This window comes from Oceanospirillum maris DSM 6286, from assembly GCF_000422865.1.
Taxonomy (GTDB): Bacteria; Pseudomonadota; Gammaproteobacteria; order Pseudomonadales; family Halomonadaceae; genus Oceanospirillum; species Oceanospirillum maris.
In genome coordinates, this window is the sequence record NZ_KE383937.1 from 291919 (window position 1) to 318812 (window position 26894).

Annotated in this window: 22 protein-coding genes; 18 read left to right on the forward strand and 4 right to left on the reverse strand. The window is 45.6% G+C overall.

Translation table 11 applies throughout. From position 1 onward, the window contains the following. Window positions 1–33 precede the first annotated feature (33 nt). Window positions 34–792 (forward strand): TIGR01621 family pseudouridine synthase, encoded by a 759-nt coding sequence (locus G517_RS19590; RefSeq protein ID WP_245543272.1) that lies wholly within the window; start codon window positions 34–36, stop codon window positions 790–792. A 56-nt stretch (window positions 793–848) separates the two neighbouring features. After that, on the forward strand, window positions 849–1454 hold the full coding sequence (locus G517_RS0115775; RefSeq protein ID WP_028305203.1) for a GNAT family N-acetyltransferase: 606 nt from the start codon (window positions 849–851) through the stop codon (window positions 1452–1454). A gap of 18 nt (window positions 1455–1472) precedes the next feature. Here G517_RS0115775 and G517_RS19595 read toward each other — a convergent pair whose 3' ends face one another. Then, window positions 1473–3176, reverse strand: coding sequence for a methyl-accepting chemotaxis protein (locus tag G517_RS19595; protein ID WP_051206494.1), 1704 nt, complete (start codon window positions 3174–3176; stop codon window positions 1473–1475). A gap of 365 nt (window positions 3177–3541) precedes the next feature. Between G517_RS19595 and G517_RS0115785 the strand changes: the two genes are divergently transcribed. From G517_RS0115785 to G517_RS0115820, 8 genes are all read left to right on the forward strand, one after another. Further along, entirely contained in the window at window positions 3542–5098 is a 1557-nt protein-coding gene (locus tag G517_RS0115785) for a SulP family inorganic anion transporter (protein ID WP_028305204.1), read from the forward strand. Further along, window positions 5098–5883, forward strand: a complete 786-nt coding sequence (locus G517_RS0115790) for a tRNA pseudouridine(65) synthase TruC (protein ID WP_051206495.1) — start codon at window positions 5098–5100, stop codon at window positions 5881–5883. The genes G517_RS0115785 and G517_RS0115790 overlap by 1 nt, the downstream gene beginning before the upstream one ends. A 21-nt stretch (window positions 5884–5904) precedes the next feature. Then, window positions 5905–6696: a tRNA cyclic N6-threonylcarbamoyladenosine(37) synthase TcdA gene (gene tcdA, locus G517_RS0115795; protein WP_028305206.1), complete on the forward strand. Its 792-nt coding sequence runs from the start codon at window positions 5905–5907 to the stop codon at window positions 6694–6696. Between the two features lie 159 nt (window positions 6697–6855). Beyond that, entirely contained in the window at window positions 6856–7656 is an 801-nt protein-coding gene (locus tag G517_RS0115800; protein ID WP_036591905.1) for an amidohydrolase, read from the forward strand. A 444-nt stretch (window positions 7657–8100) separates the two neighbouring features. Further along, entirely contained in the window at window positions 8101–9123 is a 1023-nt protein-coding gene (locus tag G517_RS0115805; RefSeq protein ID WP_028305208.1) for an amino acid ABC transporter substrate-binding protein, read from the forward strand. Between the two features lie 63 nt (window positions 9124–9186). After that, window positions 9187–10383, forward strand: coding sequence for an amino acid ABC transporter permease (locus G517_RS0115810; RefSeq protein WP_028305209.1), 1197 nt, complete (start codon window positions 9187–9189; stop codon window positions 10381–10383). Window positions 10384–10433: 50 nt separating this feature from the next. Then, the gene (locus G517_RS0115815) at window positions 10434–11519 is read left to right on the forward strand and encodes an amino acid ABC transporter permease (protein WP_028305210.1); all 1086 of its coding nucleotides are present in this window, start codon (window positions 10434–10436) and stop codon (window positions 11517–11519) included. An 88-nt stretch (window positions 11520–11607) separates the two neighbouring features. After that, complete coding sequence (locus G517_RS0115820; RefSeq protein ID WP_036591907.1) at window positions 11608–12336, forward strand: amino acid ABC transporter ATP-binding protein; 729 nt, start codon at window positions 11608–11610, stop codon at window positions 12334–12336. Between the two features lie 106 nt (window positions 12337–12442). Here the strand turns inward: G517_RS0115820 and G517_RS0115825 are convergent, their stop codons facing one another. Continuing rightward, complete coding sequence (locus G517_RS0115825; protein WP_028305212.1) at window positions 12443–13225, reverse strand: sulfite exporter TauE/SafE family protein; 783 nt, start codon at window positions 13223–13225, stop codon at window positions 12443–12445. Window positions 13226–13438: 213 nt separating this feature from the next. Here G517_RS0115825 and cysB point away from each other — a divergent pair, with 213 nt between their 5' ends. Then, window positions 13439–14416, forward strand: coding sequence for an HTH-type transcriptional regulator CysB (gene cysB, locus G517_RS0115830; protein ID WP_028305213.1), 978 nt, complete (start codon window positions 13439–13441; stop codon window positions 14414–14416). A 134-nt stretch (window positions 14417–14550) separates the two neighbouring features. On the opposite strand, the gene G517_RS0115835 is transcribed toward cysB, so the two are convergent. Further along, the gene (locus G517_RS0115835) at window positions 14551–15282 is read right to left on the reverse strand and encodes a phosphoadenylyl-sulfate reductase (protein ID WP_028305214.1); all 732 of its coding nucleotides are present in this window, start codon (window positions 15280–15282) and stop codon (window positions 14551–14553) included. 337 nt (window positions 15283–15619) lie between these two features. On the opposite strand from G517_RS0115835, the gene thrH reads away from it, so the two are divergent. Continuing rightward, entirely contained in the window at window positions 15620–16237 is a 618-nt protein-coding gene (thrH, locus tag G517_RS0115840; protein WP_028305215.1) for a bifunctional phosphoserine phosphatase/homoserine phosphotransferase ThrH, read from the forward strand. Between the two features lie 174 nt (window positions 16238–16411). Here thrH and pabB read toward each other — a convergent pair whose 3' ends face one another. Then, window positions 16412–17875: an aminodeoxychorismate synthase component I gene (gene pabB / locus G517_RS0115845; protein ID WP_028305216.1), complete on the reverse strand. Its 1464-nt coding sequence runs from the start codon at window positions 17873–17875 to the stop codon at window positions 16412–16414. 196 nt (window positions 17876–18071) lie between these two features. Between pabB and G517_RS0115850 the strand changes: the two genes are divergently transcribed. From G517_RS0115850 to prpF, 6 genes are all read left to right on the forward strand, one after another. Further along, window positions 18072–18932, forward strand: coding sequence for an alpha/beta hydrolase (locus tag G517_RS0115850; protein WP_028305217.1), 861 nt, complete (start codon window positions 18072–18074; stop codon window positions 18930–18932). A 253-nt stretch (window positions 18933–19185) separates the two neighbouring features. Next, on the forward strand, window positions 19186–19884 hold the full coding sequence (locus tag G517_RS0115855; RefSeq protein WP_036591823.1) for a GntR family transcriptional regulator: 699 nt from the start codon (window positions 19186–19188) through the stop codon (window positions 19882–19884). 13 nt (window positions 19885–19897) lie between these two features. Then, entirely contained in the window at window positions 19898–20788 is an 891-nt protein-coding gene (gene prpB, locus G517_RS0115860; RefSeq protein ID WP_028305219.1) for a methylisocitrate lyase, read from the forward strand. 91 nt (window positions 20789–20879) lie between these two features. Continuing rightward, entirely contained in the window at window positions 20880–22007 is a 1128-nt protein-coding gene (gene prpC, locus G517_RS0115865; protein ID WP_028305220.1) for a bifunctional 2-methylcitrate synthase/citrate synthase, read from the forward strand. A gap of 200 nt (window positions 22008–22207) precedes the next feature. Then, window positions 22208–24811: a Fe/S-dependent 2-methylisocitrate dehydratase AcnD gene (acnD, locus tag G517_RS0115870; protein WP_028305221.1), complete on the forward strand. Its 2604-nt coding sequence runs from the start codon at window positions 22208–22210 to the stop codon at window positions 24809–24811. Between the two features lie 300 nt (window positions 24812–25111). Beyond that, window positions 25112–26293 carry a 2-methylaconitate cis-trans isomerase PrpF gene (gene prpF, locus G517_RS0115875; RefSeq protein WP_028305222.1) on the forward strand — a complete coding sequence of 394 codons (1182 nt, stop codon included), beginning with the start codon at window positions 25112–25114 and terminating at the stop codon, window positions 26291–26293. The last annotated feature ends 601 nt before the right edge of the window (window positions 26294–26894 follow it).

Below are 26894 nucleotides of genomic sequence, written 5' to 3' on the forward strand. Positions count from 1 at the left end.
AAGGCTTGATATATCCACTGGAGTAAAGACATTTTGACCACTTCCTTAATTGATCATGAGCATGGTCGCAATAATGATTTTGAGATAGTGGCTAACCATGATGATTTTGTTGTTATAAGCAAAGGGGTCGGCGTTGATGTGCACCGTGATGGTACGGAGGCAGGTATAGCGGAAAAAGTCGCTAGAGCACTGGGACTACAGCAGCTCTACCTTGTTCATCGACTCGATAAGGTGACATCGGGCTTATTACTATTGGCGAAAAGTGCAGCTTCCTGTGCCCAGTTAGCGGAGCTGTTTCGAAATAAACAGGTAGAGAAATTCTATTTGGCGGTCTCGGCACGTAAGCCTAAGAAAAAGCAAGGTTGGGTGATTGGCGATATGCAGCGTTCTCGACGGGGGAGTTGGAAGCTAATGACGAGTAAAGAAAATCCTGCGGTAACGCAGTTTTTCTCTCAAGCATTACAGCCAGGATTTAGAGCTTTTTTACTCAAGCCTTTAACAGGCAAAACCCATCAGCTTAGGGTTGCGCTAAAAAGTATTGGTGCTCCTATCTGCGGTGACGTTTTGTATGATGATGCGGAATTAGCCGCTCAGCAGGGGCGGACTTATCTGCACGCTTATCAATTAAGTTTTTTGTGGCAAGGTCGGCTCTGCCGTTACAGCGAATGGCCAAAGAGCGGTGAGCACTTTAGCGATAAAGCATTTGAAAAACTGAAAGCTCAGTGGGAAGACCCAGCATCTCTAGAATGGCCGCGAGGAACATATGGCCATGAGCAACATAAGGCGTCGTGAGTTTAGTGGGAAGTCGTGAGCTTAACGTTTCTCCGTATGGAAAAAGGATATGATTTTTGAGCTCTTTTACACAAAATAATAAGACCGCTGATCACTCTGCGTCTGAGGCTGGATCTAAAACGATTACAATGACAGAGCCTGTGTTAATACGCGAACTTGTTCCTCGTGATGCTGCGGCTTTAAAGGCGCTACGCTTGAGCTGCATCGTATCTGATCCCTTTAGTTTTAGTATGACGGTTGAAGAGGAACGGATGATTAGCAATGTGCAGCTCCATTCATTATTAGAGCATTTTTACTTTAGCTCTAATGGGGCTTTATGGGGGGCCTTTAAGGGGCGTAAGCTGATTGGCATGATAGGTTTAGAGCCGCTACAGGGCGGTGTTTATTATCATCGAGGTGTTGTAACGGGCTTATGTGTTTTATCAGAATACCGAGGACAAGGTGCGGGCAAAGCGCTTATTGATCATGTTATCGCCTTTGCGAAACAACTACCTGTTCTGGAGTATTTGATTCTAGAGGTGAGTGATGTTTCAACTGCCGCAATTCGGCTTTATCGTGAAGCGGGTTTTATCGAGAATGGACGGGAGCCAAATGCTTTGGCCTATGGCTCCCGTCGTATTGATCTATTAAGAATGCACTTGCCGGTAAGTTGCTTAACTTAACGCCTTAATACTTACACTTTAATATTTAAAGCGAGCGACTAAAGCGTTTAACTCACTGGCTAGCTGTGAAAGACGAGCACTGTTATCGGCGGATTGCTCCGATGCATAGGTTGACTCATCTGACATGGCATTAATGGCCATAATATTTTGCTCTATGGCTGTTGCCACTGTACTTTGTTCCTCGCTGGTATTTGCAATTTGATCATTCATCGCGGTAATTTGGCTGACCGCGCTTGAAATACCGTTTAAAGCGCCGTTTGCTTCTTCCGCTTGCTTTACAGTGTGTTCCGCTTGAGTACAACTCTGTTTCATTAAGTGGGCTGAGCTGTTGGTGTCTTCTTGTAGCGCGGTAATAACTTTTTGAATCTCTTCGGTCGCTTTTTGCGTGCGGCCAGCTAGATTACGCACTTCATCGGCGACCACTGCAAATCCTCGGCCTTGCTCGCCTGCACGAGCCGCTTCAATGGCGGCATTCAGGGCAAGTAAGTTTGTTTGTTCGGCGATACTTTGAATGACATTGATCATTCCTGTGATATTTTCAGATTGCTCTTCAAGCTTATGCACAGCTCCCATCGCATTGTTAATATCACGGGATAGACCTGCAATATCGTTGCGTGTTGCATCAACCACTTTGTGTCCTTCTAAGGCAACTTGATGAGCTGTTTGTGCTGACTGTGCGGCTTGAATTGCATGACTAGCAACATCGGCAACGGTGGTTGCCATCTCGTTAATAGCGATAGCCGCCTGACTCGTTTCTTGGGTTTGGCGGCTTAGGCGTTGGCTATTTTCTGTCGCAATCTGCAGCATCGTATCAGATGTATCACTTAGGCTTTGGCTGGTTGTGGCCATCTGTTCAACCATGTCTCGAATGTGGCTGGTAAAATGGTTGAACGTTTTGGATAGAAAGGTGATCTCATCATTGCCGCTTTCATCCAAGCGTACGGTTAAATCACCATCGCCGTGGGCAATATCGTTCATCGCAGCATTCAGTATCTGCATACGTCGCTGAATTACATTCTGGTAGACCAGCCAAAGCGCTAGTAGCATAACCATCAAAAGAGAGGTTGCTAGCCCTGTGATCTTGAAGCTAGACGCTCGGCCATCGGATAATTTGTCGGTGATATCCGTTGTGATCTCTAGCACGCCTCGAATATCGCCTATTTTCCAATCATTTTTAGGTGAATGAGGATGGTTGTTATGGCAGCTCACGCAGCTCTGGGCAACCATTCTATCGGAAACCGCTACGCGGACGAAGGTGCGTTCGCCCTCCGTAAACTCTTGGACAATGGCTTGGTCTGGATTTGTGATAAGAGCATCCCACGTTTGCTGTTCAACGGCTGTAAGTCTGCGGTTTGTTTGGCTGGATAAACTGGGCTGTGTCGAAAAAGAGTAAGGGCTGTAAAGATTTATCATCAACCCTTTGTCGGCCATTACACCGCTTACATCATGGGGGCTTGAATTTAATGAATTAAGGTTTGCCTGTGTCTTTGTGTTGTTAGAGGTGTTAGAAGTAAGCCATTCCGAAATTAAGCTATTATTTTCGGTGTAATATTCCCGTAATTTTTTAAGTTGCCCTAAGGTTGATTGAGAGTTCTTAATAGCGCCTTCAATAACGGTTGCACTCATCTGCTTAGGAATAAAGGCCACTAAAATAAGCATGATGAGCAGGGTTAAAGTGACAATGGGGATGGCCATTTTGCCGAATAGGCCTAAATTTCTCATCGGAAAATCCTTGTTAGTAAAGCATCCCTTCAACCTGACAATTGTGGTGTTATCAGGCGGTGTCGAATGCGAGCTGTTTTTAATGATCTAGTGCAACGTGAATGACCTAGTGCAAGGTGCTTGTTGATTTCATTATTAGAATTATAGATGGAATTTTTTTATAGCTTTTTAAGTGATTTACAGGTATAGGCGCCTAGAAAGACACCACTTTCTTTCTTTATAGGCAAAATAGCAAGCAGCTTTATGTAGGGTTTTAATACGCGGTGTGAAATTTGTCATTTTGCACTGGTACGCGGCTTGCTGTAGAATTCCGCTCCCCCCTTTTTAGTAGTGGCTCTCTAACACCGTAACAGCCTGAGGTACCAATGAACTCCACCCGCTATTTGACGCCCGCTCAAATGAAGAATGATGTTTTATCTGGTTTAACCGTAGCTCTTGCCTTAGTTCCCGAGGCCGTAGCCTTTGCTTTTGTCGCTGGTGTCGAGCCGCTAGTAGGCTTGTATGCCGCCTTTATGGTTGGCCTAGTAACGGCTTGTATTGGTGGACGACCGGGTATGATCTCTGGTGCAACCGGTGCTCTGGCGGTGGTTATGGTGTCCTTGGTAGCGCAGCACGGAGTCGAGTATCTGTTTGCGACGGTTGTGTTGATGGGGCTTTTACAGATTACTGCCGGGGTGTTCCGCCTGGGTAAGTTTATCCGTATGGTGCCGCATCCAGTCATGCTTGGCTTTGTTAATGGCTTGGCAATTGTGATCTTCTTGGCTCAGTTGGGGCAGTTTAAAGAGAAGAATGCCGAAGGTGTTATGGCATGGATGAGCGGCGAACCCTTGATGATTATGGCGGCCTTGATTCTGCTAACCATGGGTATTATTCACTTTTTGCCTAAACTGACCCGTGCGATTCCCTCTTCATTAGCGGCGATTGTGACGGTAACCCTGTTGGTGGTCTTCTTTGATTTAGATGCTCGTTCTGTGCAAAACGCGTTGGCGGATATGACCAATGATCCGTTGGCTTCTATTGCTGGCGGCTTCCCTGAATTCCATATTCCTATGGTGCCTCTTAATCTAGAAACACTGTGGATTATCCTACCTTACTCTTTGATCCTTGCGGCGGTTGGCTTAATTGAATCGCTGCTAACGTTAAGTCTGATTGATGAGATGACAGAAACCCGTGGTCGCGGTAATAAAGAGTGCGTCGGTCAAGGTACGGCCAATATTCTAACGGGCTTTTTTGGTGGCATGGGTGGTTGTGCCATGATCGGCCAGAGTATGATCAATATAAACTCTGGTGGTCGTGGTCGTTTGTCTGGTATTGCTGCGGCAATATTCCTACTGTTATTTATTCTGTTTGCTTCTTCTTTAATCGAGATGATCCCTGTGGCGGCCCTTGTTGGGGTGATGTTTATGGTGGTTATTGGTACGTTTGAATGGGCTAGTTTGCGGATGATGGGCAAAATTCCGAAGTCGGATGCCTTTATCATTGTGCTCGTATCGGGCGTTACCGTGGTTTCTGATCTAGCGATTGCGGTGATTGTGGGTGTTATCGTATCGGCTTTAATTTTTGCTTGGCAGCATGCAAAACACATTCAAGTGCGCATTATTGAAGATAATGATGATCGTCGCGTTTACGAGCTAACCGGCCCGCTATTCTTTGCATCTATTAATAATTTCCGTGAACAGTTTAATCCAAAAGATGACCCTCAGGATGTGGTGCTGGATTTTCGTAACTCTCGTGTTAGTGATCACTCAGCCCTTGAGGCGATTGATGCCTTAGCGGATAAATATATCGCGGCGGGAAAAACCTTACATCTACGCCATTTAAGCCAAGAATGTCAGCAGCTGTTGAAAAAAGCGGGTAACTTAGTTGAAGTGAACGTTATTGAAGATCCTACGTATCATGTGGCAACGGATAAACTGGCTTAATGTCTGAGTCATCAGCTGCCGCTACGGGTGAAGATCATGATAATGGGCCGGCGGAAACGCTGCCCATTTTGTATCAGGATGATTTTTTAGTCGTAGTGAATAAGCCTTCGGGTCTTTTAGTACACCGAAGCCCCATTGACCGGCATGAAACCCGTTTTGCTCTGCAAATCGTGCGCAATCAAATAGGTCAGCGTGTTTATCCCGTGCACCGGCTTGATAAGCCTACATCGGGTGCTTTAGTTTTTGCGTTAAGTTCTGATATTGCCCGTAAACTTGGAGAGCAGATGATGGCTCATCAAGTGGATAAAACCTATGTGGCGGTGGTTCGGGGATTTGCTCCTGAAGCGGGAGTCATTGATCATGCCTTGGTGGAGGAGCCGGATAGCCGTCTCAAAGGTTCTCAGCAAAAGACAGAACCTCAGTCCGCATTAAGCCATTATCGTTGCTTGGCAACTGCTGAGCTGGATGCCTGTATTGAGCGCTATCCGCAAAGCCGGTTTTCTCTGGTGGAAGTTAAGCCTAAGACTGGGCGGCGTCATCAAATCCGTCGTCATCTGAAGCATATTAATCACCCGATTATTGGTGATGCTAAGCATGGCCGTGGTCGTTATAACCGATACTTTAAAGAGCATCTTGAGAGTCATCGCTTACTCTTAGCGGCTACGAGTATTTGTTTTAACCATCCTGTATCTGGCGAAAGGGTTACTGTTAAAGCACCGCTTGAGGCGTCGATGCAGCAGATTATGCTAAGGCTGGGTTGGGTGTACTGGGTTGATGCTTTTTGAGAAGAGATTGAGTCTGCACAAATGAATGATGATTACGGTTTTCGTTTTGGTGGTATTTCCCGTCTGTATGGTGCTGTAGCGGCGGAAGCTTTTGCGCAAGCTCATGTTGCTGTTGTAGGTATTGGTGGCGTAGGGTCCTGGGGAGCGGAAGCCTTGGCTCGCAGTGGCATAGGTAAGATTACGCTTATCGATTTAGATGATATCTGTACCTCGAACATTAATCGTCAAATTCATGCTCTGGACGGCCACATTGGTCAGTCTAAAGTAGAGGCTATGGCAGAGCGCATCAGAGCTATTAATCCCTACTGCCAAGTGAATGCAGTCTCGGCGTTTGTGACGGAAAAAAATGTGGCGGAGCTTATGGTTAAAGAATTTGACTATGTGCTGGATGCCATCGACTCGGTCAAGCATAAGTGCGCTATGATCGCTTATTGTCGTCGCAATAAAATCCCGTTGATTACGATTGGTGGTGCTGGCGGTCAAACGGACCCTCTGCAGATTAAAATAGCCGATTTGAGTAAAACCGAGCAAGATCCGCTATTGGCTAAAACTCGGAATCAGTTACGTCGACAATATAACTTTCCTGTAAACTTGAAGCGACGTTTCTCTATAGAAGCAGTGTATTCAACTGAGCAGTTGGTTTATCCCTCAGATGATGGCGAAGTATGCCATCAGAAGCCCAATAATGGCGAATCAACGCGCTTGGATTGCCGTAGTGGCTTTGGTGCAGTTACGGTAGTGACAGGCACATTTGCCTTTGTTGCTGTTTCTCGTATTCTAAAAAAATTAGCGGCCAAGGCTCAGCGGGATTAGCCTCTAAGGCTTCAATAATAACGGCTGACATATCTCTTAAACGACCGTAGTTGGCTTTATCGTCAATCAGCATGTTTTTAAAATAATTTTCGATAAAATGTACCTTGAAGCAATTGCACCTTAAATAAACGTCGCCTTAAAACAAGCGGAAGAATGCCTATGATATCTGTCGCTGACAGTGTGGATCACTTAAAAGTCACTCTCGTGCAATCGATGTTGCACTGGCACGATATAGAAAAAAACTGCGCAATGTTTGCCGAGAAGCTTGCTGGACTTGCAGGTAAGACAGATATCGTTGTACTGCCAGAGATGTTTACGACAGGTTTCTCGATGGCGCCTGAAGAGATCGCGGAGCCTGCGGATACGAACACGCTTAGCTGGATGAAACAGCAGGCAAAAGCACTCTCTGCAGTTATTTGTGGCAGTGTAGCGGTAAAGGATAGTGGCGGCTGTTATAACCGATTCTACTGGGTGCAGCCTGATGGTCATTGGCAGAGCTATGATAAACATCATTTGTTTCGTATGACGGGTGAGCATAAGCACTACCAAGCGGGGCAAGAGCGCATCGTTATTGAGTACAAGGGCTGGCGTATTTTTCCTCAGATCTGCTATGACTTGCGCTTTCCTGTGTGGAGCCGTAACCATGATGAGTATGATTTAGCGATCTATGTTGCCAACTGGCCGCAAGTACGTGAGCACCCTTGGCAGGTATTATTGCAGGCGAGAGCGATTGAAAACCTATGCTACGTTGCTGGAATAAACCGTGTAGGGGAAGATAATAGTGGATTGGCCTATAGTGGGCGATCTGGTGTTATTGATTTTAAAGGGCATAGCATGAAAGAGTTTGCCGCCGGTGAACCCTTCGTTGAAACCTTTGTGTTATCTAAGCCAGAGTTAGCCGCTTTTCGCCAAGCTTTTCCTGCGTTTGCCGATGCGGACAGCTTTGACTTTAATAACTGAACGTCAATGATTGCATCATAGATATTTAAGAGAAAATGACCACCATTAAAGCCTCACTGTATTTCAGTGAGGCTTTTTTTTGCTTTCAAACATGTCACCTTTAGTACGTTTCTTTTTCCAGTGGTGATAACGGAGCGCACAGTATGTAACCAATCGTGCCACAAAAAGAGGCAGTGTCTTTTAGTTTCAATAAAACACCTAACGTCAAGTTAAAAAGATTATTTATTTTAGACGTAAAGTTTGATCGTGTTAGAACATGACTCTGGCGGTGTTTTACGCTATCTCTATCAACCTTAAGGCCTGAATATTTCAGAAAATTATGTATTAAAACAAGCGTTTTATAAAAGCTGGAATAGCTATTGCATTACAACTTTTGGTTAATAGATGGTTGCGGGCCAGCTTTATAGGCCGTAACAGCCTTAAGACACAAGAGGATTAATAACAATGAAAAAAATGGGTTTAGTCGCTGCAACAACAGCAGCAATGACAATCAGTTTTTCTGGTGCAGCTATGTCTGCAGACACTCTGGGCGCTGTAAAGGAGCGCGGTTTTGTTCAGTGTGGTGTTACTACTGGCGTTCCCGGCTATTCTAATCCTGACAACAAGGGCAAATGGAAAGGCATGGATGTTGATGTCTGCCGTGCGGTTGCCGCTGCGACCCTTGGTGATGCTGAGAAAGTTAAATATATCCCTCTAAATGCAAAAGAACGTTTTACCGCCCTGCAATCCGGTGAGATTGATATGCTATCCCGTGTTACAACGTGGACACTAACCCGTGATAGCTCTCTAGGTATGAACTTTACAGGCGTAACCTACTACGATGGCCAAGGCTTTTTGATCAATAAGAATCTAGGGGTTAAAAGTGCCTTGGAACTAGATGGTGCATCCATGTGTATTCAGTCAGGTACTACAACTGAGCTGAATGCGGCGGATTATTTCCGCGAAAATAATATGGAATTTGAGCCGGTGGTTTTTGATACGTCAGATCAAACAGTAAAAGGTTTTGAGGCTGGTCGTTGCGATGTTCTTACATCGGATCAATCTCAACTTTATGCGCTACGTATCAAGTTAGCAAATCCTGGCGCAGCGATTATTCTGCCAGAAATTATCTCTAAAGAGCCGCTAGGACCTGTTGTACGCCAAGGGGATGATGGCTGGTTTAACGTTGTGAGATGGTCTCTATTTGCCATGATCAATGCAGAAGAACTAGGGCTAACATCTAAAAATATTGATAGCAAGAAAAGTGACAAGAATCCGAATATCGCTCGCTTTATTGGCTCTGAAGGTATCAAAGGTACAGGTTTAGCGCTAACAGACCAGTGGGCCTACAATATTGTTAAACAAGTCGGTAACTACGGTGAAGCATTTGATCGTAACTTAGGTGCAGGTTCTGCGCTTAAGATTGAACGCGGTATGAACGCATTATGGAATAAAGGCGGACTGCAGTACGCACCACCTATTCGTTAATCCTATTGAGCGGGCGGTTTTTTTAAGCCGTCCGTTTGCGTTTTATTTCTAGGAGATCCATTTATGCAATCAGATGCCAAAAAGTCGCAGTCCGCATCGACACATAAGACGCGCTTCTGGCATGACCCCGCGAAGCGTGCACTTTTATTTCAGGGGTTATTGATACTGGGTGTTTTCAGCGTTGTCGGGTTAATCGTTCAAAACACATTACAGAACCTTGAGAGCCGAGGTATTACTACGGGCTTTGACTTCCTGTCCCAAAGGGCTGGTTTTGGTATTGTACAAAGTCTTGTTGAATACACTGAAAGTAGCAGTTATGGACAAACCTTTTTAGTTGGCTTAATGAATACTATTTTGGTTTCAGCGATGGGTATTATTGCTGCAACCATCATTGGCTTTATTATGGGGGTTGCGCGTTTATCTAATAATTGGTTGATCTCAAAAATTGCCTCTGCGTACGTTGAAATTTTCCGTAATATCCCTCTGTTACTGCAAATATTTTTCTGGTATTTCGCGGTATTGCGCGGCCTACCTTCTCCGCGTCAAAGCTTTGAACCTTTAGATAATATGTACTTGAATGTACGCGGCCTGTTTATGCCTGAGCCGATCTATGGTGTAGGTTTTGGCTGGGTCGTTTTGACCTTTATGGCAGCGGTTGCTGGAGTCTTTGTTCTGGCCCGTTGGAGTAAAAAACGTCAAGACAAGACAGGGCAGAGTTTCCCTGTTTTTTGGACCTCTATTGCACTCGTAATAGGTTTACCTTTAATCGTTTATTGGTTGATGGGAAGCCCATTAACATGGGAGAACCCTGAACTTCGTGGCTTCAATTTTAAAGGTGGTATGACTATTATTCCTGAGCTGGCAGCACTTTGGGTTGCTCTCAGTATTTATACCGCAGCCTTTATTGCTGAAATTGTACGCTCTGGTATTGAGGCGATTTCAAAAGGACAAACCGAAGCGGCAGAAGCCCTAGGTTTAAGTAGCACGAAAGTGCTTCGCTTGGTGGTTATCCCTCAATCCGTTCGGATTATTATCCCCCCTTTAACCAGCCAGTATCTTAATCTGATTAAAAACTCTTCTTTAGCGACAGCCATTGGCTATCCCGATCTTGTGTCGGTGTTTGCAGGTACAACGCTGAACCAGACCGGTCAGGCCATTGAAGTGATTTTCATGACAATGTTGGTTTACCTTACTTTAAGCCTATTAGTGTCCAGCTTTATGAACTGGTTTAACAATCGTATGGCGCTGGTTGAGCGTTAAATATGACGGGAGAGACGCTTGTGAGTGATTCATCAAAAGTCACAGACAAAATGTTACCGGATCTGCCGCCACCTGCGAACAGTACCGGTGTCATAGGTTGGATGCGTGCCAATCTATTTTCTAATATTACTAACACCATTATGACGCTGTTAGCGATCTATATTCTGTATATTCTCGTGGTTCCCTCTGTTAATTGGGCGTTATTAACGGCTGATTGGATTGGCGATAGTCGGGATGCTTGTACATCAGGTGGTGCTTGTTGGGTTTTTATCTACAACCGATTTGATCAGTTTATGTACGGCTTTTACCCAGAGGCTGAACGCTGGAGAATCGACTTAACCTTCTTTTTATTAGTGATACAGGTAGCTTGGCTGGTTATCCCTAAACTGCCTCGTAAAGGTCTTGTTTCAGCGTTTGTCTTATTTGTTTATCCCATTATTGCCTACTATCTACTATACGGTGGCAGTTTCGGTTTAAACCTTGTAGAAACCCATAAGTGGGGCGGCTTATCACTGACTTTAATCTTGGCCATTGTCGGTATTGTAGCGGCTTTACCTTTTGGTGTTTTACTGGCGCTGGGGCGACGTTCAGAGATGCCCATCGTTAAAAGCTTCTGTGTAGTTTATATCGAGTTTTGGCGAGGAATTCCTCTTATTACCGTGCTCTTTATGGCATCGGTGATGCTGCCGCTGTTTGTTCCCGAGGAGGTTGATTTTGACAAGCTCCTGCGGGCGATGATCGGTATCGTGCTGTTCCAATCAGCTTATATGGCGGAGGTCGTTCGCGGTGGTCTACAAGCGATTCCTAAAGGGCAGTACGAAGCCGCTCAGGCTTTAGGCTTAAATTACTGGAAAATGATGGGGTTGGTTGTTTTACCTCAAGCATTAAAAATGATGATTCCAGGTATTGTAAACACCTTTATTGCGTTGTTTAAAGACACCAGCTTGGTGTTGATTATTGGCCTATTCGATCTGCTGGCAATTGTTCAAGCGGGTTTGTCAGATCCTGATTGGCTGGGGTATTCCGTAGAGGGCTATGCCTTTGTCGCGCTAATGTTTTGGATGTTCTGTTTTAGTATGTCGAAATACAGCCAACATCTTGAGAAGCACTTCCATACCGGTCATGGCAGTCGGTAAGTGATCTTAATTATTTTGTCATGCGGTAGCCTTGGATAAAGATTTTGGAGCGATTATGAGTACAACTCGTGAGATAGAAGATAAATTGATGGTTGAAATGCGCGGCGTTAACAAGTGGTACGGAGACTTTCATGTATTAAAAGATGTTAATTTGCAGGTGCGAAAAGGTGAACGAATCGTAATCTGTGGCCCATCTGGTTCAGGTAAATCAACAACGATTCGGTGCTTAAACCATTTAGAAGAGCATCAGCAAGGTGACATTGTTGTTGATGGCACAACACTGAACAATGACCTAAAAAATATTGAAACGATTCGGCGTGAAGTGGGAATGGTGTTTCAGCACTTTAACCTGTTCCCCCATTTAACAGTGTTGGAAAATTGCGCGTTAGCACCGATCTGGGTACGTAAAACGCCCCGCAAAGAAGCGGAAGAGCTAGCGATGAAGTTCTTACGGAGGGTTAAAATTGAAGAGCAGGCCTTAAAATATCCCGGTCAACTTTCTGGCGGACAGCAACAGCGTGTGGCCATTGCCCGCAGTTTATGCATGAACCCTCAGGTAATGCTGTTTGATGAGCCGACATCAGCCCTTGATCCCGAAATGATTAAAGAGGTTCTTGATGTCATGGTGGAGCTTGCAGACGAAGGTATGACGATGCTGTGTGTGACCCACGAGATGGGGTTTGCTAAAACGGTTGCTGACCGGGTTATTTTTATGGATAAGGGGCAAATTATTGAAGAAAATGAACCCCATGAATTTTTCAATAATCCACAGTCAGAACGTACTCAGGCTTTCTTAAGTCAGATTCTTAATCATTAATCCTGTTTTGTTAGTTTGTTAAGTAGATATCTATAAAAATGCCCGTATCCTTTTCAGGAGACGGGCATTTTTATGCTCTATTTTTGCTATCAAAAAGATACCTATTTTAGAAAAAAGCGTACTTAATACCTAAGCCTAGCAGCATACTGGATAAAATAGGCTGCAAAATGCGGTTCGGCAAACGTGAACCCAGCTTCGTTCCTAGATGTATTGCCGGTAGGGATCCAATCAACAAGGCTGCTAGTAGCTGGTAGTCAACGTTCCCCAAGAACATATGGCCAACACCGGCAATCAGCGTCAAAGGAACCGCGTGAGCTAAGTCTGTGCCTATAATGCGAATAGCGCTTAGAGCAGGGAAAAGAATCAGTAAAATGGCTGCACCAAAAGCACCTGCACCCACAGAGGAGAGCGTTACGCAAAAACCTAAGAGCATTCCCATGACTAAGCTAAAATGATACTTATGTTGTTCTAAAAAACGTCGAACAGGGCTGTCGTCGGTGTTGTGTAGTGTTTTAATCCGGCTTTTTAAGAGCAATACGCCAGCGGTCAGTATCAGCATAGTGCCTAAGCTGTGGGTCAGTAGGTCAGCATAGCTTTCTGGTGATGGAAAATAGTTTGCGAGTAGCCAGACTGTTACTGCGGATACTGGCAGGCTACCTAAAGCTAAATAACCAGTGATTTTCCAATCAACCGTTTTCTGTTTATGGTGTGCAATAACGCCGCTGGCTTTAGTAATAGAGGCATATAAAAGATCTGTGCCAATGGCAATATGTGGCGGAAAACCGAATAACAGCAGTATTGGGGTCATTAGAGAACCCCCACCGACCCCAGTTAGGCCCACCGCAAGACCAACAGCTGCACCGGATAAAATGTAGAGTAGTAAATCCATATAGGCTCATTAGGTGTTGAAACAGAACAATAAAGAAGCGTGACATCCGCACATTCGTTGATAACATCGTGATACTGCGACCTAATCTATCGTGTCTGCTATATTCTTAAAAGTAATGTTTGCTTATATTTTTATGGCATAATATTCTTAAAAAATGATAGCTATAAACCGTAAAAGCGTTGTTACCGCAATGATCTTGATGAGGAAGGTGGAATGAAATTACAGCAGCTACGTTATATATGGGAAGTTGCCCACCATGATCTTAATGTTTCCGCTACCGCGCAAAGTTTGTACACGTCGCAGCCCGGTATTAGTAAACAGATCCGTCTGCTGGAAGATGAATTAGGTATTGAGATTTTTGCCCGTAGCGGTAAGCATCTCACTCGGATTACCCCCGCAGGCAAAGATGTTATTGATCTTGCCGGTCAGATACTGCGTACTGTTGACAATATTAAGCAGGTAGCGCAAGAGTTTAGCGATGACAAAAAAGGTAGCTTGACACTAGCAACAACTCATACTCAGGCACGTTATGCCTTGCCTATGGTTATACGAGATTTTATTGCTAAATACCCTGATGTTTCGTTGCATATGAAGCAAGGGACGCCGATTCAGATCTCTGAAATGGTTTCTGAAGGTGCTGCCGACTTTGCCATTGCCACCGAAGCAATGGAGTTATTTAGTGATCTAGTGATGCTGCCTTGCTATCGCTGGAACCGCTGCGTATTGGTGCCAAAAGACCACCCCTTAACCAAGGTTAAACAGCCTATGTCTCTTGAAGATGTTGCAGAGCATCCGATTGTGACGTATGTCTTTGGTTTTACAGGACGATCTAAGCTCGATGAAGCCTTTAGCGAAAAGGGGTTAAAACCGAAGGTTGTCTTTACGGCTGCAGATTCTGATGTGATTAAAACCTATGTCCGCATGGGAATGGGTGTCGGGATTGTGGCGGGTATGGCTTACGATGAGCAAACGGATACAGACCTAGTGGCCCTTGATGCCAGTCATCTGTTTGAATCCAGCACCACCAAAATTGGCATTCGTCGTGGCACTTTTATGCGTGGCTATATGTATGATTTTGTCACACGCTTTGCACCACACCTTGATCGTGATCTCATTGATGCGGCATTAGCCTGTAGCTCTAAGACAGATCTTGAGGCTCTATTTGATCATATTGAGCTGCCTGCCCATTAACCGAGTTTAATCTTACCTAGAAACAGTCACAGAAGTAACTGTCACAAAAACAACTGTTACAAAAAATACAGAAAGAGAGAACCGGTTTGGTTCTCTCTTTTTTTTAGTTTTTTGACTTCTTGGTTTGGTGCCGCTTAGTCTTTCAGGTTGCCGGAATGTAGCCCGCACTCTTTATGGGTCGCTTCTTCCCACCACCAGCGGCCTTCGCGCTCATGTTGGTTTGGTAGTACAGGGCGAGTACAAGGTTCGCAGCCAATACTTGTAAAACCGCGCTCATGCAATGGGTTATAGGGGACGTCAAACATGCGAATATATTCCCAAACCTGTTGAGAGCTCCAGTTTGCCAGCGGATTAAATTTGATGAGTGGTTTGCTCTCTGACCCGAAAGCGTTGTCTGTCTCGGCGACAGGTACATTGTTACGGGTATCTGGGCTTTGATCTTTGCGTTGGCCGGTGATCCAGGCATCAAGTGTACTTAGCTTACGACGCAAAGGCGCTACTTTACGTACGCCACAGCAGCCTTGATGGCCATCCTCAAAGAAGCTGAATAGGCCTTTTTCTTTGACAAATGCTTCTAGCGCCTGATGCTCTGGAGAAATAAGGTCAATCTGAATACCATAGTGTTTACGCACCGTTTCAATAAACTGGTAGGTTTCAGGATGAAGACGACCCGTATCAAGAGAGAAAACCTGTAGCTGGCTTTTGTCTTTGATAAGTTTGCTGGCGATAGCGATCAATATCACATCTTCTGCGCCGCTGAAGGAAATGGCGATATTACCAAACGTCTCCAGCGCGTTTTCAATAATTTTCTTAGGTGATTCTGTGTCAAATTCCAGTGCAAACTGGTTGGCGTTAAAGGTGCTCATAGATTATCCCGTTACTAGGTTGTCAATCTCATCAAGTGGTAGAGTCATTCTTAGGTTGAGCTTTTTAAGTTTATAGCCAGATGACTCTTTATTTTGGCTATAAGTTATCAGCTTCTTAGAATAAAAATAAATAAAAAGTGCTTCTATGAATATGCCCGAAAACTGTTTTTATCGCCCATGAGTTGATCAAGGACTATGGAGAATTGGCTCTTGGGCTCTGACTTAGCACTATTTCTATGATAATCTTGCCATGGTTATCTGCAGGCGAATAACGTCAATAGTCAGGTAATCCCTAACGATATATGACCCTAACTTAGAACAGTAGAAGGACTATTCCGTGGAATTGGCATGTCTTGACCTTGAAGGTGTTTTGATCCCAGAAATTTGGATCGCATTTGCTGAAAAAACCGGTATTGAAGAGCTAAAAGCAACCACACGGGATATTCCTGATTACGATGTGCTGATGAAACAGCGCTTACGTATTTTGGATGAGAACGGCCTGAAACTACCCGATATTCAAGCGGTAATTGCTGAGCTTTCACCCCTTGAAGGTGCGCAGGAATTTGTCGACTGGCTACGAGAGCGCTTTCAGTTGGTTATCTTGTCAGATACCTTCTACGAGTTTGCTGCACCTCTGATGGCTCAACTGGGCTTTCCAACGCTGTTGTGCCACAAGCTAGAAGTGGATGAAGACGGACGTATTACGGATTATACCTTGCGTCAACGTGACCCTAAGCGTCAGTCGGTTCGTGCCTTCCAACTGTTGAACTATCGTGTGATTGCGGCGGGTGATTCTTATAACGATACCACCATGCTGGCTCAGGCGGAGCAGGGCATTCTGTTTCATGCACCGGACAATGTTATCGCTGAATTCCCTCAGTTCCCAGCGGTGCATACTTATGATGATTTAAAAGATCAGTTTTTAAAAGCCAGTGATCGTAATCTGACAAAGTAGTTACTCGCTCAAGCCCCTTGTCACTAAGGTGCTAAAAGCAGCGTTAAACAATAACGCCTAAAAAAATAGCTCCCAGGTAGCGATACCTTGGAGCTATTTTATTTTAATTTGACCGTTTTTTAGCCTGTATTGCTTTTGGTATTCGTTAAAGTTTTGCTACCTATTAGATAGAGCCTAACGCTGAAAGGACTCAAGAAAGTCTGGCTGAATCGCCTGTAAAATTTTGCCTACCTTATGTAGCGTTTCTTGATATTCACTTGCCGCTTCTGAATCGTAGACAATCCCACCGCCGCCCCAGCACTCTAAATAACTTTCTTGCATACCGGATTGAGGGTTCACCTGTCGGCTTTCAAGTAGGGTGCGAATGGTAATGCTGCTGTCCATCTGGCCATTGAAGCTGATATAGGCGATAGAGCCACAATAAATAGCCCGCCTTTGCGGCTCTAGCTCATCAATAATGGTCATGGCACGGATCTTAGGTGCGCCGGTAATCGAGCCTCCAGGGAAACTTGCCGCTAATAGATCTACAGCGTCTTTCTCCTCTGGTAATTCGCCCGTTACCGTGCTGACAAGGTGATGCACATTGGCATAGCTCTCAAGGGCAAACAGTGCCGGAACGTTTACCGATCCAGTCTTGCATACTCGGCCAAGGTCATTACGCAGTAGGTCAACAATCATAAGGTTTTCAGCGCGATCTTTACGGCTGGCCTGCAGTTGCTTCGCGATCTTTTGATCTTCTTTATTGTCCGCGGAGCGTGGTGCCGTGCCTTTGATCGGTTTGGTTTCGACCTGATTGGCGCGTAATTGCATAAAACGTTCAGGTGAAACACTCAGAATTTTAAAGCTATCAAAGTCTAGATAAGCACTAAAAGGTGCCGGTGTTGCTGCGCGCATTTTTAAATAAGCTTGCCAGCTATCACCTTCGGATATGGCCTTAAAACGCTGGGCAAAATTAATCTGGTAGCAATCTCCCGCACGAATATAAGCCATGATTTTATCAAAGCGAGCTTGGTATTCTGGCCAAGTGAGATTGGCACGAAAGCCCTGCTTGAGCTTAAAAGGAAGAGACGCTTTCTTAGAGGAAAAAGGGGGCGACGGCTCTGTTGAAGAGTCTGTCACTCTATCGGTCGATTGACCGCAAAGAGACTCAAGGTGCTCAATTTGATCCGTAGGAGCAACTAAGTGTGCTTGCTGTTGCTGATGATCAACAATCACCGCCCATTGATAGATACCGCCTATTATTACCGGCAGATTATTATCACTGACCGCCTGAGAGGGCAGGGACTCTAACTCTCGACCAAGATCATAGCTTAAGCCGCCAATAAATCCGCCAAGGAAGGGTAAATCACTCAAGATTTTACTTGATGCGGTTGCTTTATATTGGCCCGAAAAGTGATCAAGGCGCTGCTTTAGCTGTGATAATGAATGGCCGATGCCATCAATACTGATGCCCGAGTATAGCGGTTCGATGTGGTAATAGATTTTTTCAATGGGTTGTGCCGCCACAATATCGTAGCGCCCGGATGGGCTATCTGGTTTACCGCTATCGAGCAATACTGGCGCATCAAGGTGCCGTAGGCGCTCAAAATAGAGTATCCCAGAGTGATAAGGCAATAAACGTGTGCAGAGCTGAGTCATAGAATAAAAGCAGTCGCCGATAAAACGCGCTATTCTAACGACTTTTTTGCAGCCAGCCTATTTTTGCAAGTCTTTAACTCTTTTTAGAAGATTTTAGGTAGAGGGCTTTAGGTGTTAGCCATACCCTACTGCCGTACATTGCTGAGGCTTCAACAGTACGGTGTTTTTGTTTAATACAGTGATTCTAAGGTGTTTCATGACCGAGCATTACCAATGCCAAACTGCTGCGTTTGATCTGGCAGATTATCGTCTTTTTTACCGCATTTATCGTAATCAACATAACCCTAATGGTCGAAAAATACTGATGCTGCACGGCGCCGGTGTTGATGGTGCTTTTACTTGGGAGCCGATGTTACGACATCTCAGTCATTGGGGAACGTTGCTCATCCCTGATCTACGAGGTATGGGGCAGAGTGTTCCTCTGCCTGAAGATCGGGAAGAAAGCGCTTTCACCGTCGAGCAAGTGGTCGAGGATGTTCGTGCTCTGCTGGATTATTTAGGGTGGTTTGAATGCGACCTTGCAGGTTATTCTTTTGGCGGTTTGATTGCCATGTTGCTCAAGCAGCAACGATCAAGCGGTTTTCAGAAAACGTATTTGTTAGAGCCTGCGCTATTGGAGCGTCCTGATCTTAATGAGATGAGAGATGTTCGGGAGAACTACTCTATTGCCGCGAAAATGATGCGGGAGCAAACACCAGAAGAGTTAGGTATTACTTACTTTTTGAACCTGATATCACCAAAACGCTCTAAAGCTATTCGAGTTGAACATGCAACCGTACACCGATTAAAGCATCGGGTGTTGGGGTTGTCTTATGCGCTGGATGCCGTCACTGATGCGGTGCAGCGTTTGGATCGAGCGGAGATATTAGCTGTCCAAGGGGATGTTAATAGTTTCGTTGGGGGCAAAAGCCTTGATACGGTAAAGGCCTGCCATCAGGATATATCGGGTCAGCGAGATGATTGGCACTACCATGAAATTGGCGGTACCGATCATTCTCTGCCTTTTCAAAAACCTTCAAAAATTGCTGAGATTATTCAACGAACACTTCTTGGGTAAGGGCTCTACTGGTGCAGTATCAGTTTCAGTAGTAACTTTATCGTAGACAATCACTCCTGTGTGACTCATGGGTTGCGTTAGCGTGATTTAGCTATGCTTCTGATTTTAAAGGAATTTATGTAAGTCTTTCTATTCTTTATCTTTAGATTGTAGACAAATTCGACTTTTGTTGATGTTGACGCTCTAGGAGCAATTGTCTACAGTCCATCCAACGTTAGATTGTCGACAATTAATAACGGAAGAACACTTGACCATGTCAGACGTTCAGTATGCATACGAAGAGAGCGAAACTCGCACTCTCGCTGATCGCGTGTTTGAACAAATCCAAACCGCGATTGTGAAAGGCCATATCCCGCCCGGTAGTAAGATTACCGAGCCTGGATTGGCAAAAAAGTATGGCATTAGCCGTGGGCCGCTAAGAGAAGCGATCCGGCGGTTGGAGGGGCGACGCTTGATTAAGCGTACTCCCCATGTGGGAGCACGCGTTGTATCTCTCTCGTTTGAAGAGTTATTGGAAATTTATGATGTCCGTGAAGCGATGGAAGGCATGGCCTGCCGTTTAGCTGCGCGGAATATGACACAGGAAGAAATTGATAGTCTTAGAGCGCTCTTGGCACACCACGAAGAAACTGCAGAATTGCAAGAAGGTGTGGCGTATTACCAAAAGGAGGGCGATCTTGATTTCCATTTCCGAATTGTACTTGGAAGTAAAAATGAGAAGTTAACCGAGTTATTATGTGGTGAACTTTATCATTTGGTCAGAATGTACCGATACCAGTTCAGCGCTTCGAGTTCACGCCCTAAGCGCGCCTTTGAAGAGCACCACAGAATTGTGGATGCGATTGAACAAAGAGATGAAGAGCTGGCTGAAATGCTCATGCGTCGGCACATTAGTGCGTCGCGTAAAAATGTAGAACAACGTCTGCGTGAATTTCAGGCAGAACAACCCTAAGAAGGAACAAGCCATGACTAAGTTGACTGCGGGTGCCCGTTTCCGTAAAGCACTGGCTGAAGCGAATCCACTTCAGATTGTCGGTACCACTAATGCCTATCATGCCATGATGGCTGAACGTGTTGGCCATAAAGCCATCTACCTATCTGGTGGCGGTGTTGCTAACCACTCTTATGGTCTGCCTGATTTAGGTATGACATCACTGAATGATGTGCTGGCTGACGTAACGCGTATTACCAGTGCTGTAGAAACACCACTGGTTGTTGATATCGACACAGGCTGGGGTGGTGCATTTAATATCGCTCGCACGATCAAAGAGATGACCAAGGCGGGCGCAGCTGCGGTTCATATTGAAGACCAAATTGCACAAAAGCGCTGTGGTCACCGTCCAAATAAAGAGATCGTTTCTCTACAAGAGATGGTTGATCGTGTTAAAGCGGCTGTTGATGCTAAGACCGATGATGACTTCTTTATTATGGCGCGTACTGATGCGTTTCAAATGGAAGGCTTGAATGCTGCCGTTGAGCGTGCTCAAGCCTGTTTGGAAGCTGGTGCTGATGGCATTTTCGCCGAAGCGGTTCACACGCTGGATGACTACAAAGCCTTCTCTGATGGTATTAATGGGTCTCACCTGTTGGCAAACATCACTGAGTTTGGTGCAACGCCTCTGTTCAATACCGAAGAGCTAGCGGCTCATGGCGCAACGATGGTGCTTTATCCGCTATCTGCTTTCCGTGCGGCTAACAAAGCAGCGCTCAATGTTTATGAAGCATTGCTGCGTGACGGTGATCAAAAAGCGGTAGTTGATACCATGCAAACCCGCATGGAACTGTATGATTTCTTGAACTACCATGATTTTGAGCAAAAGCTAGATGCGTTGTTTGCTGAAGGTAAGAACAAGTAATAGATCTTAATACTAAGGTCTTAGTATTCGAATTAACCTGTATAAAACAATAATCTGACTCTCTGAGCGATTGCAAAGGAGCACATCAATAATGGTAGATAAGAAACTAACGGGCGCAGGCCTACGTGGTCAATCAGCAGGCGAAACGGCACTTTGTACTGTAGGTAAAACTGGTGCGGGTTTAACCTATCGTGGCTACGATATGAAAGAACTTGCCGAGAAAGCACAGTTTGAAGAAGTGTCTTACCTTTTAGCCTATGGCAAGCTACCGAACCAAGCTGAGCTTGATGCTTACAAAGCTAAGTTGAAAACACTGCGTGGCTTACCTGAGCCTCTGAAAGTTGTTCTGGAGCAGATTCCGGCAGAAGCACATCCGATGGATGTGATGCGCACGGGTACTTCTATGTTGGGCAACTTGGAAACAGAGATGGATTTCTCTGAGCAGACTAACCATATTGATCGTATGTTAGCTGTGTTTCCTAGCATTATTAACTATTGGTACAACTTCAGCCATAACGGCAAACGTATCAATGTTGAAACTGATGCAGACTCTATTGCTGAGCAGTTCCTATGGACACTGCATGACAAGAAGCCAGATCCTCTACACGTTAAAGTGATGCATGCGTCTCTGATTTTGTATGCCGAGCATGAGTTTAATGCATCTACCTTTACCGCTCGTGTTTGTGCATCTACGTTGTCGGATATTCATAGCTGTGTGACAGCAGCCATTGGTTCTTTACGTGGGCCGCTACACGGCGGCGCCAATGAAGCGGCGATGGATATGATTGAACAGTGGAAGTCTGCGGACGAAGCTGAAGAAGCTATCATGGGTATGCTGGCACGCAAAGATAAGATTATGGGTTTTGGGCACGCAATCTATCGTGAGTCTGATCCACGTAATGCGATTATCAAAGAATGGTCTAAGAAACTGTCTGAAGCCGTAGGTGATACTCATCTGTATGCGGTTTCCGAGCGGGTTGAAGCAGTTATGTGGCGTGAGAAAAAGCTGTTCTGTAACGCAGACTTCTTCCATGCGTCGGCCTACCATTTCATGGACATCCCAACCAAACTGTTTACACCGATCTTCGTATGCTCTCGAACTTCCGGCTGGACTGCACACGTGATGGAGCAGCGTGCGAACAACCGTATTATTCGCCCTAGCGCCGATTATACTGGTCCAGAATCTTCCCAGTGGGTCGATATCCAAGACCGTGACTGATTCTGGTTTGACAGCGATTTAGGCGGGGCTGGACGATACTTGCCTCTAATGCCCTTGCCCCTGCCTTTTTTATTTTGGCTATCGGCTTATACCCGATAGCCCTTTTTTCAGATTGAAAAGGCTATGACGCTACGTCTTATCCTTTGTAAGTCCCTCTACACCCTATTTTGGGTAATACACGTTCCGAGTGGATTCCTGACATGAATACTCAATACCGTAAACCTCTTGCTGGCACTTCGCTGGATTACTTTGATACACGCGCTGCGGTTGATGCGATCAAGCCAGGTGCTTATGCAACACTGCCTTACACCTCTCGGGTTTTGGCAGAGCAACTGGTGCGCCGCTGCGAGCCTGAAGCGTTGACCGACTCCCTGAAACAGTTGATCGAACGTAAACAGGATCTGGATTTTCCATGGTATCCCGCCCGTGTGGTTTGCCATGATATTCTTGGTCAAACGGCGCTGGTTGACCTTGCTGGTCTGCGTGATGCGATTGCCGACCAAGGTGGTGATCCAGCCAAAGTAAACCCAGTGGTTCCTACTCAACTGATTGTTGACCACTCGCTGGCGGTTGAAGCCCCAGGTTTCGATCCAGATGCCTTTGATAAAAACCGTGCCATTGAAGATCGTCGTAACGATGACCGCTTCCACTTTATTGAATGGTGTAAAACGGCGTTCGATAACGTTGATGTGATCCCTGCCGGTAACGGCATTATGCACCAGATCAACTTGGAGAAAATGTCTCCGGTGATTCAGGCCCGTGATGGCGTTGCTTTCCCTGATACTTGTGTGGGCACAGACAGCCATACACCTCATGTTGATGCGTTAGGTGTGATCGCTATCGGTGTGGGCGGACTAGAAGCCGAAACCGTTATGCTGGGGCGGCCTTCTATGATGCGCCTACCAGACATTATCGGTGTTAAATTAACCGGTAAGCGTCAGCCGGGTATCACGGCTACGGACGTCGTACTGGCAATCACTGAGTTCCTGCGTAACGAAAAAGTCGTTTCTGCCTATCTGGAATTCTTTGGTGAGGGCGCTAAAGACCTGACCATCGGTGACCGGGCAACGATCTCCAATATGACACCGGAATTCGGTGCTTCTGCCGGTATGTTCTATATTGATGAGCAGACCATTGATTATCTAAAACTGACGGGCCGTGAACCTGAACAGGTGGCATTGGTTGAGCAGTATGCGAAAGAAACCGGCCTATGGGCGGATGATCTAGTTGATGCTGAATATGGTCGAGTGTTGGAATTTGACCTATCGAGCGTGTGCCGTAACATGGCCGGGCCTTCTAACCCGCACCGCCGTTTGCCAACCGCTGATTTGGAATCCCGTGGTATTGCGGGTCATCTAGATGAAGCGCTGGCAGAAGAAGCAGAAGGTCTGATGCCGGATGGTGCCGTTATCATTGCGGCGATCACCTCCTGTACGAATACCTCTAACCCTCGCAACGTGGTTGCAGCTGGCTTGATCGCCCGTCGTGCGAACGAGCTAGGCTTGGTGCGTAAGCCTTGGGTTAAAACCTCTTTTGCTCCAGGTTCAAAAGTTGCAAAACTGTACCTGGAAGAAGCGGGTTTACTTTCTGAAATGGAAAAACTGGGTTTTGGTATCGTCGGTTATGCCTGCACGACCTGTAATGGTATGAGTGGTGCCCTTGACCCTAAGATTCAGCAAGAGATTATCGACCGTGATCTGTATGCTACGGCGGTTCTATCGGGCAACCGTAACTTCGATGGCCGTATCCATCCTTACGCGAAACAGGCGTTCTTGGCATCCCCTCCATTGGTTGTTGCTTACGCCATTGCCGGTACGATTCGTTTTGATATCGAAAAAGATGTATTGGGAACCGATAAAGAAGGCAACCCGATTACGCTGAAAGATATCTGGCCGAGCGATGAAGAGATCGATGCGATTGTGGCAAGCTGTGTTAAGCCTGAACAGTTTAAACAGATCTATATCCCGATGTTTGATTTAGGTGCCGTGGAAAAATCGATCAGTCCATTGTATGACTGGCGGCCACAGACCACCTACATTCGTCGACCTCCTTATTGGGAAGGCGCATTAGCCGGTGAGCGTACGATGAAGGGAATGGTGCCACTTGCCGTGCTAGGCGACAACATCACCACCGATCATCTGTCGCCATCGAACGCGATTCAGGCATCCAGTGCGGCCGGTGAATACTGCGCCAAAATGGGCTTGCCGGAAGAAGATTTCAACTCCTATGCGACGCACCGAGGTGACCACCTTACGGCGCAGCGAGCAACTTTTGCTAATCCTAAGTTGCTGAATGAGATGTGCCGCGATGAAAACGGTGAAGTGAAGCAGGGCTCTTTGGCACGTATCGAGCCAGAAGGCACTGAAAGCCGCATGTGGGAAGCGATTGAAACCTACATGGAGCGCAAACAACCGCTGATCATTATTGCCGGTGCGGACTACGGTCAGGGCTCTTCCCGTGACTGGGCTGCGAAAGGGGTACGCTTGGCAGGTGTTGAAACCATCGTTGCTGAAGGTTTTGAGCGTATTCACCGTACCAACCTCGTCGGTATGGGCGTATTACCGCTAGAATTTAAAGCCGGTGATAATCGCAATACTTATGGTATTGATGGTACTGAAAGCTATGACGTTGTTGGCGAAATTAGCCCACGCTGTGACCTAACAGTCGTGATGACACGTCGTAATGGTGATGTTGTTAACATTCCTGTGACATGTCGTTTAGACACGGCCGAAGAAGTACGTGTGTATGTTGCCGGCGGTGTGCTGCAACGTTTCGCTCAAGACTTCCTTGAAGCTAATAACTAAGCTGAGCTTTTGTTATATAGAACCGGCCAGATCTTTCTGTCCGGTTCTCTTTATAGTAAATGATTTATAACAAACGATGACTAATAGAAAGCGATAACCTTTTTATTAAGAGGGATAATCTTTAAGGATTTATAAAAGTTTGTTTTGATATGCACTTATTTTTTTCATAATTTTTTGTAATCGGCAGATTATTTTTTAGTAAGTTTATTTTTTCATTTCTAAAAAGATGACCTTACTTAAGCATTATTCTGAATAAGAATATCATCGCCTAATGATGTTCAGAGACACAGGAATATAACCATGACATTTGTTCCACAGATCAAAATCCCTGCGACTTATATTCGTGGCGGTACCAGTAAAGGTGTTTTTTTCCGCCGACAGGATCTGCCGGTTGCGGCTCAAGAGCCTGGTGAAGCCCGCGATAAAATTCTGCAACGTGTGATTGGCAGCCCTGATCCATACGGTCAGCAGATCGATGGCATGGGCGGTGCAACGTCCAGTACCAGTAAAACCGTGATTTTGGATAAGAGTGAACAGCCGGAACATGATGTTGATTATCTGTTTGGGCAGGTTGCCATTGATAAGGCTTTTGTTGACTGGTCTGGTAATTGCGGCAACCTCACCGCAGCGGTGGGTGCCTTTGCTATTGCGGGTGGTTTGGTCGATACGGATCGCATCCCTGAAAATGGTATTTGTACGGTTCGTATTTGGCAGAAAAATATCCAGAAAACGATTATTGCCCATGTACCGATCACCAACGGTGAGGTACAGGAAACCGGTGATTTTGAACTCGATGGTGTAACCTTCCCTGCTGCTGAAGTGGTTGTTGAGTTTATGGACCCTGCCGATGGCGAAGGCTCTATGTTCCCAACTGGCAATTTGGTTGATGACCTTGAGGTACCCGGTGTAGGTACCTTCAAGGCAACCATGATTAATGCGGGTATTCCAACAATCTTTCTGAATGCGGCGGATATTAATTATACCGGTACAGAGCTGCAAAAAGACCTTAATTCAGATGCGGCAGCGCTAGCGCGTTTTGAAACCATCCGAGCTTACGGCGCGGTTAAGATGGGGTTGATTAGTGATGTTGGTGAAGCTGTAGCACGTCAGCATACGCCAAAGGTTGCTTTTGTTGCCCCTGCGACCGATTACACCTCCTCTAGTGGCAAACAGATTTCAGTGTCTGATATTGATGTCTGCGTGCGTGCCTTATCGATGGGTAAATTGCATCACGCCATGATGGGTACTGCATCTGTGGCTATCGCAACGGCAGCAGCGGTTCCGGGCACGTTAGTTAATCTGGCAGCCGGTGGTGGTGAGCGGGAAGCCGTTACCTTTGGACATCCGTCTGGCACATTGCGGGTCGGGGCGGCGGCAGAGCAAAAAGCCAATGGCGATTGGACTGCCAAAAAAGCAGTAATGAGCCGTAGTGCACGAGTATTAATGGAAGGTTTTGTACGAATCCCTGGGGACACCTTCTAAACGTTGATAACTGACTTTTATAAGGCTGCGCATTGCTAGAGCAATCCTGCCCTTCGAAAGAAGGGCGGGATTTCTTGTTTTATAGGCTGGTTTTAAGGGGAAGCATAGTCTACAGCTCTAGGTTTGTCGTTATTTTGCAAAAAATGCAGATTATTTGTTTTTAAGGGTTGTACTGCCCAGATTTCTGCGTATAATTTGTCCTCGTTGTCACAGGGCAAGTCTCTCGGCAACGGTTAGCCTCTTGTTTTTAAAGAAAATTTCTTGAAAATAAAATGTTGACACCGAGGATTGCCTCTGTATAATACGCAGCCTCAGTTAAGCAAGTCGATTCGCTTCGAGCGCTTCTTGTCTAACAGCTCTTTAAAAATTCAGTCAGATAATTCGTGTGGGCGCTTGCCGAGACGATCTTGGAAAAGTCACAAGATCATCAAGGTAAGCTTTCAAATCTCGAATCAATTCATTGATGTATTGTTTGTTCGCAAACAATACTGTGTATTGCGTTTAAGTTGTTAGTTATATCTTGAGCCAAGTTTGGATTGTCTTTTTATCTTCGGATAAATGGATCGTCAACTTTTTTAAACTGAAGAGTTTGATCATGGCT

Excerpts from the sequence above, each read along its gene's own strand:
- G517_RS0115835 (WP_028305214.1), bottom strand. The coding sequence starts at position 15,282 with ATGAGCACCTTTAACGCCAACCAGTTTGCACTGGAATTTGACACAGAA.
- G517_RS0115815 (WP_028305210.1), top strand. The coding sequence starts at position 10,434 with ATGTTACCGGATCTGCCGCCACCTGCGAACAGTACCGGTGTCATAGGT.
- prpB (WP_028305219.1), top strand. The coding sequence starts at position 19,898 with ATGACTAAGTTGACTGCGGGTGCCCGTTTCCGTAAAGCACTGGCTGAA.
- tcdA (WP_028305206.1), top strand. The coding sequence starts at position 5,905 with ATGAATGATGATTACGGTTTTCGTTTTGGTGGTATTTCCCGTCTGTAT.
- G517_RS0115805 (WP_028305208.1), top strand. The coding sequence starts at position 8,101 with ATGAAAAAAATGGGTTTAGTCGCTGCAACAACAGCAGCAATGACAATC.
- G517_RS0115785 (WP_028305204.1), top strand. The coding sequence starts at position 3,542 with ATGAACTCCACCCGCTATTTGACGCCCGCTCAAATGAAGAATGATGTT.
- G517_RS0115850 (WP_028305217.1), top strand. The coding sequence starts at position 18,072 with ATGACCGAGCATTACCAATGCCAAACTGCTGCGTTTGATCTGGCAGAT.
- G517_RS0115810 (WP_028305209.1), top strand. The coding sequence starts at position 9,187 with ATGCAATCAGATGCCAAAAAGTCGCAGTCCGCATCGACACATAAGACG.
- pabB (WP_028305216.1), bottom strand. The coding sequence starts at position 17,875 with ATGACTCAGCTCTGCACACGTTTATTGCCTTATCACTCTGGGATACTC.
- prpF (WP_028305222.1), top strand. The coding sequence starts at position 25,112 with ATGACATTTGTTCCACAGATCAAAATCCCTGCGACTTATATTCGTGGC.
- G517_RS0115825 (WP_028305212.1), bottom strand. The coding sequence starts at position 13,225 with ATGGATTTACTACTCTACATTTTATCCGGTGCAGCTGTTGGTCTTGCG.
- prpC (WP_028305220.1), top strand. The coding sequence starts at position 20,880 with ATGGTAGATAAGAAACTAACGGGCGCAGGCCTACGTGGTCAATCAGCA.
- G517_RS0115800 (WP_036591905.1), top strand. The coding sequence starts at position 6,856 with ATGATATCTGTCGCTGACAGTGTGGATCACTTAAAAGTCACTCTCGTG.
- G517_RS0115855 (WP_036591823.1), top strand. The coding sequence starts at position 19,186 with ATGTCAGACGTTCAGTATGCATACGAAGAGAGCGAAACTCGCACTCTC.
- cysB (WP_028305213.1), top strand. The coding sequence starts at position 13,439 with ATGAAATTACAGCAGCTACGTTATATATGGGAAGTTGCCCACCATGAT.
- G517_RS0115790 (WP_051206495.1), top strand. The coding sequence starts at position 5,098 with ATGTCTGAGTCATCAGCTGCCGCTACGGGTGAAGATCATGATAATGGG.
- G517_RS19595 (WP_051206494.1), bottom strand. The coding sequence starts at position 3,176 with ATGAGAAATTTAGGCCTATTCGGCAAAATGGCCATCCCCATTGTCACT.
- G517_RS0115820 (WP_036591907.1), top strand. The coding sequence starts at position 11,608 with ATGGTTGAAATGCGCGGCGTTAACAAGTGGTACGGAGACTTTCATGTA.
- acnD (WP_028305221.1), top strand. The coding sequence starts at position 22,208 with ATGAATACTCAATACCGTAAACCTCTTGCTGGCACTTCGCTGGATTAC.